The organism is Mesorhizobium sp. WSM4837 (assembly GCF_055811435.1).
The window spans coordinates 1-14,272 of record NZ_JBVVQE010000061.1 but is presented as its reverse complement, the minus strand read 5'-3'; the positions used below and the strand labels follow the sequence as shown (position 1 = coordinate 14,272).

13 protein-coding genes and 2 pseudogenes are annotated in these 14,272 nt (G+C 62.7%); 9 read left to right on the top strand and 6 right to left on the bottom strand.

The genetic code is table 11. The features are described from left to right. Positions 1-26: 26 nt before the first annotated feature. The 3 genes and pseudogenes from scpB to AC0L3D_RS27605 form a co-directional block, all read right to left on the bottom strand. Positions 27-742: pseudogene (gene scpB, locus AC0L3D_RS27615) on the bottom strand (SMC-Scp complex subunit ScpB). 2 nt (positions 743-744) lie between these two features. Further along, on the bottom strand, positions 745-1,386 hold the full coding sequence (locus AC0L3D_RS27610; RefSeq protein WP_473646419.1) for a DUF1403 family protein: 642 nt from the start codon (positions 1,384-1,386) through the stop codon (positions 745-747). After that, positions 1,277-1,573 carry a DUF1403 family protein gene (locus AC0L3D_RS27605; RefSeq protein WP_473646467.1) on the bottom strand — a complete coding sequence of 99 codons (297 nt, stop codon included), beginning with the start codon at positions 1,571-1,573 and terminating at the stop codon, positions 1,277-1,279. The genes AC0L3D_RS27610 and AC0L3D_RS27605 overlap by 110 nt, the downstream gene beginning before the upstream one ends. 407 nt (positions 1,574-1,980) lie before the next feature. Between AC0L3D_RS27605 and AC0L3D_RS27600 the strand changes: the two genes are divergently transcribed. The 6 genes and pseudogenes from AC0L3D_RS27600 (at position 1,981) to AC0L3D_RS27575 (ending at position 5,330) form a co-directional block, all read left to right on the top strand. Next, positions 1,981-2,262 (top strand): type II toxin-antitoxin system TacA family antitoxin, encoded by a 282-nt coding sequence (locus AC0L3D_RS27600; protein WP_473646417.1) that lies wholly within the window; start codon positions 1,981-1,983, stop codon positions 2,260-2,262. Then, positions 2,259-2,780, top strand: a complete 522-nt coding sequence (locus tag AC0L3D_RS27595) for a GNAT family N-acetyltransferase (RefSeq protein WP_473646414.1) — start codon at positions 2,259-2,261, stop codon at positions 2,778-2,780. The genes AC0L3D_RS27600 and AC0L3D_RS27595 overlap by 4 nt, the downstream gene beginning before the upstream one ends. 92 nt (positions 2,781-2,872) lie before the next feature. After that, positions 2,873-3,935, top strand: a pseudogene (locus AC0L3D_RS27590) (site-specific integrase). A 264-nt stretch (positions 3,936-4,199) separates the two neighbouring features. Further along, positions 4,200-4,409 carry a hypothetical protein gene (locus AC0L3D_RS27585; protein ID WP_473646412.1) on the top strand — a complete coding sequence of 70 codons (210 nt, stop codon included), beginning with the start codon at positions 4,200-4,202 and terminating at the stop codon, positions 4,407-4,409. 361 nt (positions 4,410-4,770) lie between these two features. Next, complete coding sequence (locus tag AC0L3D_RS27580; protein WP_473646410.1) at positions 4,771-5,043, top strand: hypothetical protein; 273 nt, start codon at positions 4,771-4,773, stop codon at positions 5,041-5,043. 2 nt (positions 5,044-5,045) lie between these two features. Next, complete coding sequence (locus AC0L3D_RS27575) at positions 5,046-5,330, top strand: type II toxin-antitoxin system RelE/ParE family toxin (protein ID WP_473646408.1); 285 nt, start codon at positions 5,046-5,048, stop codon at positions 5,328-5,330. Positions 5,331-6,305: 975 nt separating this feature from the next. Here AC0L3D_RS27575 and AC0L3D_RS27570 read toward each other — a convergent pair. Further along, complete coding sequence (locus tag AC0L3D_RS27570) at positions 6,306-6,650, bottom strand: hypothetical protein (protein WP_473646406.1); 345 nt, start codon at positions 6,648-6,650, stop codon at positions 6,306-6,308. 903 nt (positions 6,651-7,553) lie between these two features. On the opposite strand from AC0L3D_RS27570, the gene repA reads away from it, so the two are divergent. The 3 genes from repA (at position 7,554) to repC (ending at position 11,193) form a co-directional block, all read left to right on the top strand. After that, positions 7,554-8,759 (top strand): plasmid partitioning protein RepA, encoded by a 1,206-nt coding sequence (gene repA / locus AC0L3D_RS27565; RefSeq protein WP_473646465.1) that lies wholly within the window; start codon positions 7,554-7,556, stop codon positions 8,757-8,759. Between the two features lie 67 nt (positions 8,760-8,826). Beyond that, entirely contained in the window at positions 8,827-9,831 is a 1,005-nt protein-coding gene (repB, locus tag AC0L3D_RS27560; RefSeq protein ID WP_473646404.1) for a plasmid partitioning protein RepB, read from the top strand. A gap of 156 nt (positions 9,832-9,987) precedes the next feature. Then, entirely contained in the window at positions 9,988-11,193 is a 1,206-nt protein-coding gene (gene repC / locus AC0L3D_RS27555) for a plasmid replication protein RepC (RefSeq protein WP_473646402.1), read from the top strand. Positions 11,194-11,529: 336 nt separating this feature from the next. Here repC and AC0L3D_RS27550 read toward each other — a convergent pair whose 3' ends face one another. Both AC0L3D_RS27550 and AC0L3D_RS27545 read right to left on the bottom strand, forming a co-directional pair. Next, positions 11,530-12,696 (bottom strand): site-specific integrase, encoded by a 1,167-nt coding sequence (locus tag AC0L3D_RS27550; protein ID WP_473646464.1) that lies wholly within the window; start codon positions 12,694-12,696, stop codon positions 11,530-11,532. A gap of 13 nt (positions 12,697-12,709) precedes the next feature. Beyond that, on the bottom strand, positions 12,710-13,807 hold the full coding sequence (locus tag AC0L3D_RS27545) for a hypothetical protein (protein ID WP_473646401.1): 1,098 nt from the start codon (positions 13,805-13,807) through the stop codon (positions 12,710-12,712). Positions 13,808-14,272 lie beyond the last annotated feature (465 nt).

The window sequence follows — 14,272 nt, the reverse complement described above, 5'->3', positions numbered from 1 at the left end:
GTCGTAAGCAACCCTTTTAGATAAGTTCAGAGCGCCACAACGACGCCAGTCGTTGGCTCGTCCTCTTCGCCGTCGCCCTCCCCACTCGCCAGCCCGACCGGAATATCGCCGGCCAGCAGCTTCTCCTTCGACAGCAGCCCGTCATCCTCGAGCGCCTCGAAATCCGGCAGCTGGCGCAGCGTGTCGAGCCCGAACTGCGACAGGAAATTTTTGGTCGTCACATAGGTGTAGGGCGCGCCCGGCTGCGGGCTGCGCGGCCCCGAGGCGATCAGCTGCTCAGCGCGCAGCACACCGATCAGGTCGCGAGATACCTCCTTGCCGAAGAAGCTCGACAGCTCACCCCGGGTGATCGGCTGGAAATAGGCAATGCACATCAAGACCAGCGCCTCCGCCTGCGACAGTTCTTTGCCCCCTCGCCCGCCGCCGTGCCGAAGGCGGCGCGGATGGCGTCGCCAAAGACTTTTTTGGTCCGGTGCTGCCAGCCGCCAGCGACCATGACCAGCTCGTAAGGGCGGCCGGCAAGTTCGGCGCGGATGTCGTCGATGACCAGCTCCAGATTGCAGTTCTTGCCGACGACGCGCGCCAGCACCTCGCGCGGCACGGGTTCATTTGCCGCAAAGATCACCGCTTCGACGCGGCCCATCCACTCGCGCCAGCGCAGCTCCGGCGGCAGGTGGTCGAGCTCGGTGTCGAGCAGCGCCGGCTGATCGTTTGGCTTGCGGCGGGCGGAGGCTTCGGCCATCGCTAGAGCCCGAACAGACGAAAGGTGGTGCGGCCGGAGAGCTCGCGCACGGCCTCGAGCTGTTGCAGCCGCTCGAACAGGCGGCGCGCCGCAAACCGCGACAGGGTTTTGGTCGTCAGCGAGCCGGAGACGGCGTCTTCACTGAGCAGCAGAAAGATTGCGTCGCCGGCGCCCTTGGCGCGCAATTTTGGTGCAATGGCGATGAGCCTTTCGGCACGACGCGACACATCGGCGGCCAGCCGGCAGGCATCGGCCGCCGCGTGAACCAGCGCGCCGCAGACCGCGCGCTCAAATCCTTCTCCCCCTGGTCGGAACCGCTTGCCGTCGGCGCGAAAAGCCGGACCAAAGGCCTGAGTCATCAGCAGCGGCAGGGGGTGCGGCCAGCGCAGGCTTTGCGCCAGCACCAGGTCGGCGAGCCACCAGGCCAAAAGCTCGGAGTCGGGCCGCATCGCCACGACGCGGGCGGCGATCGCCGCGGCGGCAAACGGCGCCGGCCGCTGCGACCCCGCAACTTCTTCTACCTCCGTGGAGAGGTCAGCTAAAGCCGCGCCGTCCCAATGGAGCCCCAGCTGGTCGACGATCTTTTCGAGCCGATCGGCGCTGGCAACGGGTGGCTGCGCTGCCAACTGCCGCCAGCCGCCCAAAATAGCGCCGGCGGGGGCCGGGATCGGCGCCGGGCGGGCGCAGGTGCCAGGCGTCGCGCAGGGCGGCCGCGTCCTCGGCGCGGCCGGCGAGCCGCATGCTGGCGGCGGCGCAGTTGAGCGCCAGCCGCTGGTGCCAGGCCCCGGCCCAGCTGGCTTGCGCGCGGGCGAGCGTGTCGAGGGCGGCCAGGGCGGCGCCGGCCTGGAAGGCGGCGTCGGGGCCCCGGCCCTGGCGGGCCGGGGGGCCCGCCCCCCGCCCGCACCGGGGGGGGGCGGGCCGGGGGGGGGGGGGGGGGGGGGGGGGGGGGGCGGGGGCGGGGGGGGGGGGGGGGGGGCGCCCGGGGGGGCGGGGGGGGGGGGGGCGCGGCGCTGGCGGTCGCGGGATCGAGGCGAATCATGGCTTTCGAGGGTAAGGTGGCGGTGCGCTTTGCGCCATGATTTTCGCGCCCAAACGCACAGCCTGTCGGACCAGCACGACGAATGATAATCTTGCCTTATCATTCGTTATGGGGATGTACGGCATGAAACTGTACATCTTGACGCCGAGCCCCCGAAATCATACAGTCAAAGCCTCCGAAAAGCGAAGGATTCGCCCCCATGCCCCGCTCCGCCGTCAGTGACAGCCAGCGCATGTCGTTTCGCATCAAGCCCGCCGACAAGGCGGTGATCCTGCGCGCCACCCAGCTGGCGGGCGCCGCCGGGATAACGGATTTTGTCCTGCGCACCGTCCTCGACGCCTCGCGCGAGATCATCGAGCGCAACGACCGGATCGTTCTGTCCGAACGCGACGGACTGCGCGTTCTGGAGGCGCTGGAGAACCCGCCTGCCCCCAACGAGAAGCTGATCGCGGCGGCGCGGACGCTGCCCGCTGATCTATGAGCCTGCCGGCGTGGGGCGAGGAGCCCGTCGCCCGGCACGACCGCGACAGTTTCGACTGCGGCGATGCCGCCCTCAATGAATTTCTTCGCATGCATGCGCGCCGCAACCATGAGCGGGGCGCTTCGAAGACATTTCTGGCCGTGGCAAAGCACGACGCAACGGTTCTCGGTTTCTACACGCTGAGCCCCGCCGCGGCGGAGTTCGAGCGCGTGCCGGAGAAACTCCGCAAAGGCCTGGGCCGCTATGAGATCGGTGGCTTCCGGTTGGCGCGCCTCGCCGTGGCGCGGTCGGCCCATGGTGAGGGACTGGGCGGCCAGTTGCTGGTTGCGGCGGCGTTGCGCTGCATTCGGGCCGCGGCCGAGGTTGGCGGCACCCTGATGTTCATCGATGCCAAGAATGAGCGTGTGGCGGCATGGTATCGATCGTACGGCGCGCTCGGTCTGGAGGATCGGCCTTTGTCGCTCTTCCTGCCGTTGGCATCTTTCGAGGCCGCGCTTCGTCTCGGCGGGAGGCTTTGATCATGACGGCCGCCGACAGGTCCAAAGGCGCCGGCCAGGACGACGATCTACCGGACGTCATCGAGATCATCCGTGCCATGGGACTTGATGCGATGGACGAGGACACGGAACCCCCCTCCCCTGCCCTGCCGGCGGCCGCAGCTCAGGCGGATGATGGTCCGCGCCTGCCGGCGCATCTCGAGAAGCTTGCCGATCGAGCGCGGGACTATGTCGAAGCGGCAAGCTCCGCCAACACCCGCCGCGCCTATGCCGCCGATTGGAAGCATTTTTGCGCCTGGGCACGACGACAGGGTGTCGATGCGTTCTCGCCCGATCCGCGAGTGGTCGGCCTCTATATCACGGCTTGCGCGTCCGGGTCTGTCTCTGGAGACAAGCAGCCCAACTCGGTATCGACCGTCGAGCGGCGGCTGTCGTCGCTGAGCTGGAATTTCACTCAGCGCGGGCAGCCGCTCGACCGCAAGGACCGTCACATCGTGACTGTCATGGCCGGCATACGCAATACGCACGCCGCGCCGCCCCGGCAAAAGGAGGCGATCCTGCCGGAGAATCTGATTGCCATGCTGGAAACGCTCGACCGCGGCACCCTGCGCGGGCTGCGCGACCGCGCCATGCTGCTGCTCGGCTTTGCCGGCGGGCTGCGCCGCTCCGAAATCGTCGGTCTCGATTGCGGCCGCGACCAGACCGAAGACGGCCGCGGCTGGGTCGAGGTTCTCGACGAAGGCATATTGGTGACGCTGCGCGGCAAGACCGGCTGGCGGGAGGTCGAGATCGGCCGCGGTTCGTCCGACGCCACCTGCCCCGTCGCCGCCCTGCAGACCTGGCTGAAGCTCGCTCGCATCGCGCACGGACCGCTGTTCCGCCGCGTCGCCGGCCAAGGCAAGGCTGTTGGCTCGGAGCGGCTGCACGACCAGGAGGTGGCCCGGTTGGTCAAGCGCACGGCCCTTGGCCGCCGGCGTGCGCGGCGATCTTCCGGAGGGCGAGCGGGAGATGAAATTTTCCGGGCACTCGCTGCGCGCGGGCCTCGCCTCCTCGGCCGAGGTCGACGAACGCTACGTGCAAAAGCAGCTCGGGCATGCCTCGGCCGAGATGACCCGAAAGTATCAGCGGCGCCGCGACCGATTCCGGGTCAATCTCACCAAGGCGAGTGGCCTCTAGGAGGTCGGGAAAAAGCCCCCTCCCCTTCCCGTTTGAATCGAACAAGGAGTGGTTTTCCGTCAAAAGCCCGGCATGATCAGTCTCAACGTCGGATAGGTCCCGTATCGGCCGATATCGCGGGCTGCGCGAGGAGAAACGGCTTGCCCAGCGAGCTTGACGCTGCGAACACTCGAAGAGTGTATTGGCGCGAACGCAATACCCATCGCGCGCCCTGACCCTAGCCCGAATTGGCCAAACAAATCGTAAACGCAGGAGCGCGCATCGATGGAAACCAGGATCATCGACAGCCGTAACGATTTTGCGCAATGGGCGGTCGATAGGTCCAACGCGATCCTGACGGATCAGGGTTCTGAACTCGCCACCGCGGCCCGCAAGGGAAACGAAGCTCAGATCACTGAGACAGCACAGGCGCTCGGCCAAGCGATCGTCGACGCGCTGATGGAGGCGTTCGATGGTCTCGCCGGCGACGAATGAGCCACCGCTTGGCCGGCACGACTGGCGGCGCCAACGGAAACGACGGCCGGTACGCGCGCTCCCAAGTCCATCCAGCCATCATGATTTCAGACTGCGCCGAATCCGCCTCGGCGGCATCGCGAGAGCTGCGCGCCGGGCTTGCCGCCTCTTTGAGAGGAACGCTACGGCAGAAGCCGCTCCGCTATCCTCGTGGCGGAGATGACCCGAAAATATCGGAGGCGGCGCGATCGGTTCCAGGCCAACCTCACCAAGGCGTCCTCTGAACAAGCCCCTTCCCCACGTGGGGTCGACTTTGTCGCCTTGCCGGCTGATGCTGACAACGTATATACTTCATGAGTATCTAGCCCGCAGGAGGCCGAGCATGCCGAAAGAGGCGGTTTTCACGATGAAGCTTGAACCAGAGTTGCGCGACGCCTTCATGGCCGAAACCGAAGCCGACCATCGGCCGGCGTCGCAGGTGGTTCGCGAGCTGATGCGTGACTACATCGAGCGCCGGCGCGAAGAGCGCGAGTATGACGAGTTCCTCCGCCGCAAGGTCGAGGTCGCGCGATCCTCTATGCGGGCCGGCCGAGGCCGGACGAATGACGAGATCGAGGCTGCCTTCGCTGCCCGGCGTGCCAAGACGGCAAGCTAGGCGTGAGGGTCGTTTGGACGCCAGAGGCCGAACACGACCGAGCCGACATTTGGGACTACATTGCGGCCGACAGCCCGTCAGCGGCCGCTCGGATGGACCAGCTTTTCAGCGACGCGGCGGCGAGGCTGGCGGATTTCCCCAAGCTCGGCCGCACCGGAAAAATCCCCGGCACGCGCGAGCTGATTCCACATGAGAGCTACCGTCTGGTTTACGAAGTCGAAGGCGAAAGCTTGTGGGTGCTGGCCTTGGTGCATACAGCTCGCCGGTGGCCGCCGACAAAAGAGTAAGGCAGGGCTGATATCAAAGGCAGGATTTTCGCGCCACTTCCGTAAACGCACCCCGCCAGGACCGAAGTTGGGCTGGAATTTCAGCTTACGCTCAACAGAGATCGGAAACTAAAGGCTACAGCGTTTATCACAATCTCTCTTGTCGACAGTGATTGGTCTCGCCGCCCGGATCCGCGAAGATTCTGACCTTTGGATCGTTGAGCAGCCCTGGAAACGCAGGTCTTGTTGCTCTTCGTCGACCTAATTTAATGGATTCGCTCCCCCTGCTTGAGTGGACCACCTGGATGAGAGGAGCGCCGGAATGACAATAGAGCCGATCCGCCTGCCCGATGCCCGCCACCGTCAAGGCCGAGCTCGCATCTCTGGAGGGGTAGTCGGCCGATGCCGAGCTCGCCCCTGCCCTCAACAAGGCCTTTCCAAGTTTTGCCTTCACCGTCGTGACGATCGATGATCCTTATTGGTGGAACCCTCACGCGTTATTGCTGCTGACGGCACGCGCTGCGGAGACGATCGCCTGGGTCGAGAGGCAGCTGGCCGAACTCAACGGCGATCTAACCGCCTTCTGGAACCGGATCGCGAGGACAGGAAGAAGTTCGCCGAATGGCGCGGCGCCAGCGCCTTCGCCTTTCCACCGACCGGCCGGGCGTCGCCGACTTCGTGCAACTCTCGCTCGGCCGCGAGTTCGAGGTCCTGGCCGGCCCCGTAGTTTGATCGCAACTACCGACCCAACAGCATCGACCATCTCTTCGAGCCGACCTGGGTGCTGCGCGAGCCTGTCGTTGACGCGCCGTACTTTCCGGACCCGTCTACCGCCTGCGCGGCATCGTCCATATGCGGAGTTTTTTGGCGCGCAGGGACGCCTTGGACGCGAGCAACGCGAGGCGAGGCGGTCTGAGCTCGAAAACCGCATCATCCGTGAGGTCGGCCCCGACGGCACGCGCGACAGAGCGTTTTAGACGCCAGTCCGGACTGGGCTTATTTTCGTGCCGCGCGATGTCCGCCTTTTTGCCGAGTGGGAGCGATCAGCGCGGCCACCGACCGCATCTTTGCCCACTGGGCTTCGACATCCACGACCTTGAGAAGCGCGGCCGACGCGAAACCGGCTTTATCCCGCAGCCGCTCAAAATCCCGATCGAGCCGCTGCTCGACGACGAGAGCGTCTCCGTGCACCGGCTGATGGAACGGATCGAGGCGATCGACGCTGAAATCGGCTTGCCCTTCGCCTGGTTCTTTCTGATGACGCACGGACACTGGGTTGATCCGAATGTCGGCCACGCGATGCGCGAGACGGGTGCGGCTGCCCGACCAAGATGCTGCCATTCTGCTAGCCTGGGCCGACAAGCCGTATCTGTTCTGAGTGGCTGCCATGAGTTCATGTGCCAAAGCTCGCATCCCAAGCAAAGCTGACGGGCGCGCCGAGGTACTCGACGCGTTCGATTAGGTCTACCGTTCGATCGCCGCGCGTTTCTGACTAGGCGCCATCTGGGAAAGGAAGACATTGGCGAGACATCGTTAAACGCGCTTGGGCCGGACGTCGGCTATCTCGAAGCGTAGTTGCCAGGCCGTCATAGGTCGGCTGCTGCGCCTTCGGCGCCGGAGCGCACTGCTGATCAAGTTCGTCGCGCATCGTCCGTGGGATCCCGCCAAGCGCGATCGTTTGTCCACGCACGACATGCCGGAAGACGTGGCAGCGGCCCTGAAGGCGCAAGGCCTGTTGTGTCCCGACGGCCCGCACGCGCCGGCAGGGTCCCCTGGCGGCTTTCGAGATGGTCGACGCTTGGCTTGGCGGGAGTTCACGCTCTGGGGCGGGGCACGACCGTCCGCCGTCGCCATTCGCGCGGCGGACCGCAATGGCACATCGAATAGACCGCCGTCTAAATGGCAAAAAAAACTAGTGAAAACAGTCTTTGAGCCATTCAGACTGCCGGAATTGTATCTCTCACGAAGCCGGCCGGAATCGCCGACAATCCTTCGATCTTCCTTGCGCCTAGAACTGGAACAGTCCCCGCTTGCATGGAAACCGTAGGATCGCATTCCCAAACTGCCCGGGACGCACGGGTGCCGAGTTTCAAAATCACACAATTAGTTCCGCACAGCTTTCTGGCACAGTTAGCGTTAACCTTTTGTTAACTTAAAATTTCTTGTCGGCACGAACGAATCGGACATAATGACGGCATTCGAAAGAATTTCGCCGAAATGCCGTCACTTGAGGTTCCGGAAAACATGAACGTTTTAGCGCCCGTGTCGAAACCTTTGTTCGACGACACCATTCTGGCACAAGGCCGCGAGATTTCCAGGAAACTGAACCAGCTTCGTTTCGAGACATTCCCGCCGAACGCAAGGAAGACCTTGCGGCAATTCTCGCTCGGGGAAGCGGCGTATTTCCTCGGGGTTTCGACTAGCAATCTCAAGAAGCTGCACCTGGAAGGCAAAGGTGTCGAGCCCACTATACACGCCGGGGGTCGGCGGACATATTCGGCCGAGCAGATCATGGAGCTGCGTCATTGGCTCGACCGTCACGGCCGAGCCGATGTGAAGAAATACGTTCCTCACCGCCGCAAGGGAGAGAAGCTGCAGGTCGTTGCTGTTGTTAACTTCAAGGGGGGCAGCGGAAAGACAACGACGGCCGCACACCTTGCGCAACATCTGGCGCTAACGGGGCACCGTGTATTGGCCATCGACCTTGACCCCCAGGCTTCGCTGTCGGCCCTCTACGGCATCCAACCCGAACTCGACAAGAATCCGTCGATCTATGAAGCGATCCGCTACGACGACGAGCGGAAGCCCATCACCGACGTAATTTTGCCGACAAACTTTCCAGGCCTTGAACTTGTCCCTGCATCGCTCGAATTGCAGGAATATGAGTATGACACTCCACTGGCGATGCAGGATAAGAATTCCGTCGCCGGCAAGACGTTTTGGAATCGCATCGAAAAAGCATTGCAGGAGGTCGATGACCGGTATGACGTGGTCGTAATCGATTGTCCGCCCCAGCTCGGCTATTTGACACTGACTGCTCTGTCGGCGGCGAGTTCGGTGCTGATCACTGTACATCCGCAGATGCTCGACCTGATGTCGATGTCGCAGTTCCTTCTGATGCTCGGCGACATCCTGAAGACAATTCGCCAGGCGGGCGGCGAAGTAGATTTAGATTGGTTCAGATATTTGATCACTCGATACGAGCCGACCGACGTCCCGCAAGCTCAAATGGTCGGATTCATGCAGTCAATGCTCGCGTCGCAAATGCTCAAGACGCCGATGTTGAAATCGACCGCTATTTCGGATGCTGGGCTGACGAAGCAGACGCTTTATGAGGTCGAGAAATCCGGGATGAATAGGGCAACGTACGACCGCGCAATGGAGTCGATGGAAGCGGTTAACGCGGAAATCAGAGAACTAATCCACGGGGCTTGGGGACGTGCGAAATAGACGGCCGTCTAAGTCAGGTTTTAATGCAATGAAATCAGATGATTGACCCAAATTTTGGGACGCTGAAATGGCAAGAAAGCACATTTTCGACAATTTGATGCGGGAATCCGCGCCCGAGACGGCAGAAGATGGCGAGCCAGGTTCCGGGTTTCGCAAATTCGGAGCGGCGAGGTCCATCTCATCATCGATCGATGAATTGGCCAGGCAAGCCTCCAAGCTCGCCGAAGGCGAAACGGTTATTGAAATTGATCCCGACCTGGTCGACAGGTCATTTGTGCCTGATCGCATGAGCGTTGATGAGGACGACGCATACCACGAACTGCTGGAGGCCGTCAGGGAGAGGGGACAGGATACCCCAATCCTTGTAAGACCCCATCCCAGCGTCGAAGGGCGCTACATGGCCGTTTTCGGACACCGACGGGTGAGAGTTGCCAAACAACTCGGCAGGCCTGTCCGCGCAGTGGTGAAGACGCTGGCAGACATCGACCACGTTGTCGCACAAGGGCAGGAAAACTCCGCACGCGCCAACCTGACGTTCATTGAGCGTGTCATGTTCGCCCAGCAGCTGGGCGGGCTTGGGTTCAGCCGCGAAACCATCCAATCTGCTCTGTCGGTCGACTACCAGACGCTCTCTAAGATGCTGACGATTCCGAAAGCTATCCCTGCGGTCATCATTGATGCGATTGGGCCGGCCAAAGGGATTGGACGCGACCGGTGGTTGGATCTTCGGAAGCTCGTCGAGAACCCGAAGAACACGCCAATTGCCAACAGCTATGTGGCCAGCAAAGAGTTCGCGGCCGCGGATTCTGACGAGCGTTTCAACTTGCTCTTTGATTTTTTGAACGGAGCAAAGTCCAACAAGGCGATCAGGAAAGGGCTCGGTCCGCGGATCAACAGAATCTGGGCACCGGCCGACAAATCAGTCGCCGCGACGATTAAAAACAATGGAAAGGCCTTCAGTCTGGCGCTGAAAGCGAAAGATGCGGCCGAGTTCGGCGAATACATTTCGGAGAACCTGGACAGCCTTTACGAGGCATTCAGGACATCGAAGAAAGAGGCAACAGGAGACTAAACCGCAAAAGAAAAAGGCCCCCGAACGTCACCGTCGCGGAAGCCCTTCTCAACCATAAGCAAGCTGAGAATCACATTTTCGCGAATCACTGTCAAGAGTCTTTGGCGTCGTTTTGGCGAGCAGATTTCTTTTGCCTAATTGAAGGCGAAGGAAGAAATGGAGACGGCTATTGCAACGACGCCCTTTGGGCGGCGGCCGATGTCGCTTGCCATGCTGGCAGCGCAAAACGAGTCACGTGAGATTCCCAAGGGCAGGGTCGTCGACAAGTGGCAGATCTACCGCAACCTCTGCGAGGGCAGGAGCATCGTCGGCATCGGCGATCGTGCTCTGGCCGTCCTGAATGCGTTGCTATCATTCTATCCTGACAGTGAGCTGAGTGAGGAAAACGACCTCATCGTCTTTCCATCAAACGCACAGCTGTCGCTCAGGGCGCACGGAATGCCCGATGCCACACTCAGGCGGCACCTGGCGGCGCTTGTTGATGGCGGGCTGATCATCCGTCGGGACAGCCCGAACGGCAAGCGTTACGCCCGCAAGGGCAGAGGAGGGGAGATCGAGGAAGCCTTCGGCTTCTCCCTGGCGCCGCTGCTGGTCCGTGCTTACGAGTTCGAGGCGGCCGCCGAGCGTGTTCGCGCCGACAACAGGGCGCTCAGGCTTATGCGCGAGCGGATCACCTTGCACCGTCGCGACATCCACAAACTGATCGAGGCCGCCGTTGACGAAGATGTGCCGGACGACTGGGGAGGCCTGTGGAAGCGCTTCCGCCAAGTGGTGGAGGCTATTCCGCGCCGAGCCGGCATTGCCGAGCTCGAACCGATCGCAGCAGATCTGGCAGCACTACAGGATGAAGTGCATAAGCTGCTGGATATCCATATGAAATCCACGAATCCGAGCGGCAATGACTCTCAAAACGAGCGGCAGCAATCTGATTCAAACACCGACTCTATCTTTGAATTTGAACCTGCTTTAGAGAAAAGCGGGTCGACGGTCGAGCCCAGCACGAGAACCGCAGAGCCCCCGAAAACCTATCCGCTGGGGCTTGTGCTGAAGGCCTGCCCCGAAATTGCGGACTACGCCGTCGATAGGATCGACAATTGGCGCGATTTCATGATTACCGCCGCTCAGGTGCGGGGCTACCTTGGCGTCTCGCCGTCGGCGTATGAGGAGGCCTGCCATGCGATGGGCCAGGAAACCGCCGCGATCGTGATTGCCTGCATCTTGCAACGCGCTCAGCACATCAATTCCGCCGGCGGATACCTGCGCGTGCTGACTGACAAGGCCAGGGCAGGGGCGTTTTCGGTCGGACCGATGCTGATGGCGGCGCTGAAGGCGAACGGCGCCACGGCGAGGATGGCGGGGTGAGCACGGGGACGGTCTCAAGGGTGTCGGTATGAAGCTGAAGGACCTGCATCGCGGCGCGAACGGCACTGGCGGAACTCCGCTTTTCCGGACAGTTCCAAAGGCGGTCCTGGTCAATTCGATCCCGCGCCTCGACGCGCTTATCACCGATCTGCCGAGTGGCGATCCGAGGTTCGATTTCCCGCGGTCAGTTGCCTTGGGATTATTGGGCACTTTGTGCCGGGCACTGCCTTTGGTCTCGACATATGCGTGCAGCCTAAGGGCGGGAGCTTGTTGTACGGCGCGTTCCGCGCGAAACGGCATGCGCGCGCCGCGAGCGACCCGCACCATCATCCGGATCTATATGATTATCCGCGCCGCCCGCCCGAGCGTGCGTTCGGCATCGTTGTAGTAGTTCGATGCCTGCTGCACCGAGCGGTGCTGCGACTGCTGCATGGCTTCGGGCAGCGGAATGCCGCGGCGGGCGGTTTCGGTGAGATAGCCGGAGCGCAGGCCGTGGGCGGAGAAGGCTTGCGGGTCGAGCCCGGCCTCGGCGATGCGCCGCTTGAGGATCAGGTTGACCGCTTGCGGCGTCAGCGCGCGTTTTTGGAGATTGCCCCAGCGGTCGATGCCGCGAAACACGGCGCCCTCGCTGATCCCGGCGCGCTCGAGCCAGCCCTTCAGGGCCAGAACAGGCCGGCCGACGAGCAGCACGAAGGCGTCGCTGTCGGCCTGTGTCGTCTTGGTCCGGCCGAGCCGGATCGAGAGGCATGGCAGTTTGTCGCCGTCGGGAGCTTTGGGATCGGCCGGCACCGGGTCTTCTTCGATGATCTGCTCGAACCTGAGCGAAGCAATTTCGCTGCGGCGGCGGCCGCCGGAGGCAAAGGCGGTGATGAGAACGGCGCGGTCGCGCACGTCGACGAGCTTTTCTCCGGCGCATGCCTTGAGCAGTGCGACCAAAATATCGGCGGTCACCGCCTTTTTGCTCTTGCGGCCGCGCGGACGGGCGCTGGCGCGCACCGCCAACTTGATCGCGCTCTGCAGTCCCGGTGCGTTGAATTTTCCCCTAAGACCGCGCCATTTGGTCAGCGTCGACCAGCTCGACAGGCGCCGGCGAACGGTGTTCGGCGCGTGCGGTCCATCGACGCGCAGCAGGCCTTGGGTCCTGAGCGCTGCAGCCACCTCTTCGGGCATGCCGTGCGTGGACAAAAGATCGCGCTTTGCAGGATCCCACAGGGGATGGGCGACGAATTTTATCAGCAGCGCCTCCGGCGCCGGCCAGGGCAGCGAAAAACCGGTGGCGGCGAGCGACCAGGCTTCGAGGTAACCGAGATCCGAGGCCAGGGCGCGCAGGGAATTCTCGCCGATGCCTTCTTTGGCGAGATGGCGCAGTGTGGCGACATCGTCGTCGGTCAAAAGTTCGGCCAGCAAATCGCGCCGGTCGAATGGCAGCACCGAATCCAGCGCATCGAGCGCCTCCGCACGGCGCAGTTTTTGGTCGGCTACGGGTCTTTGGCAGGCGAAGATCCATGACGGCGGCTCAGAACAGATATTTTTTGTCGGCCCAGGCGAGCAGCACGGCGGCGTCTCGATCGGGCAAACGCACCCGACCCTGGCGAAGGCCCTCAGCGATCGCATCGCCGACGTCCGGATCGACCCAGTGCCCGTGCGTCATAAAAAAGAACCAGGCGAAGGGCAGGCCCACCTCGGCGTCGATCGCCTCGGTCAGCTCCATCAGGCGGTGCACCGAAATACTGTCTTCCAACGCCAGCTTCCCGGCGGGCATTTTGAGCGGCCGCGGGATAAAACCGATCTCGCGTTTTTGGCCACGATCTTCAAGATCGTGGATGTCGAAGGCCCAATGATCAAAAATGCGGTGGGCGCAGGCGCTCGACCGCTCCCAGTCGGCAAAAAAGCGGTTCTCGCGCGGCACAAAGTCGAACCAGTCCGGATTGGCGTCTAAAAACGCGGTGTCGCGCGTTCCGTCGGGGCCGACCTCTCGGATGATGCGGTTTTCGAGCTCGGGACGGCCTGCCTCGCGCTGTTCCTTGTCGATGCGCGCCCGGCGCGCCAAGAAACTTCTCATGTGAACGATGCCGCCGCCGGCGCGGCCGCGCAGCCGGTAGACTGGTCCTGCGAGCTGCTGCGCCTCAACCGCGGAATCGCGAGAAACCCAGGTCGGCTCGAAGAGATGATCGATGCTGTTGGGGCGGTAGTCGGGATCGACTACGGGGCCGGCCAGGACTTCGATCTCGCGGCCGAGCGAGATCTGCAAAAAATCGGCGACGCCCGGCCCGGTCGGGGCGAAGGCGAAGGCGCTGGCGCCGCGCCATTCGGCGAATTTTTCCCCGCCCTCGCGATGCCGGTTCCAGAACGCGGTGAGATCGCCGCCCAGTTCGGCCAGCTCGCGTTCGACCCAGGCGCGATGATCGCCGCAGCGCGTGCCGTCGGCAGCGACAACGGCGTGAGGGTTGCGCCAGTAGGGATCGTCGATCGTCACGACGGTGAAGGCAAAGCCCGGAAAGGCTTTGTCGAGGGCAGGGGCGAGCCCGGCGTCGGCCGACTGCGCCTCCAGAGAGGCGAGCACGGTTTCGACGGAAGCGGGGTCGGGCAGGCGGACGGGTTTTTGGTCGCTCATGCCGGTGGGCCCTTTTTGCGCGGTAGAAAGCCGCGCTTTGCGTCATTCGCGGCCGCGCGGGACGTCGCCGGCGGCCATCCTGGGGCCGAAAATGACTGATTTGCGCCGCAAAAACAATCACTATCGATAAGAGGTGATTATCGATAGTGATAAGGACGCCAGAGAAAATCCCCTGCAAGTCAAGTTAACTGCCGGATAGCTTGACTAACGCGAATCAGCCATCATGAAAACAATGGCTTACACGCTCGACAAACTGCCCCTGGAAACCCTAATCGGACCAGTCGCCCGCGCGACTGTGGCTTTTACTTCCCGATTTCAATTGAAGTCCTAAGCTGAAACCCAACCCTCGATCTTTTTATGTTGCAGCTTCAATCAGGGGAGGGGCTCTTCAGAGCCCGGACGCCTTGGTGAGGTTGACGCGGAATCGGTCACGGCGTCGCTGATATTTTCGGGTCATCTCCGCTG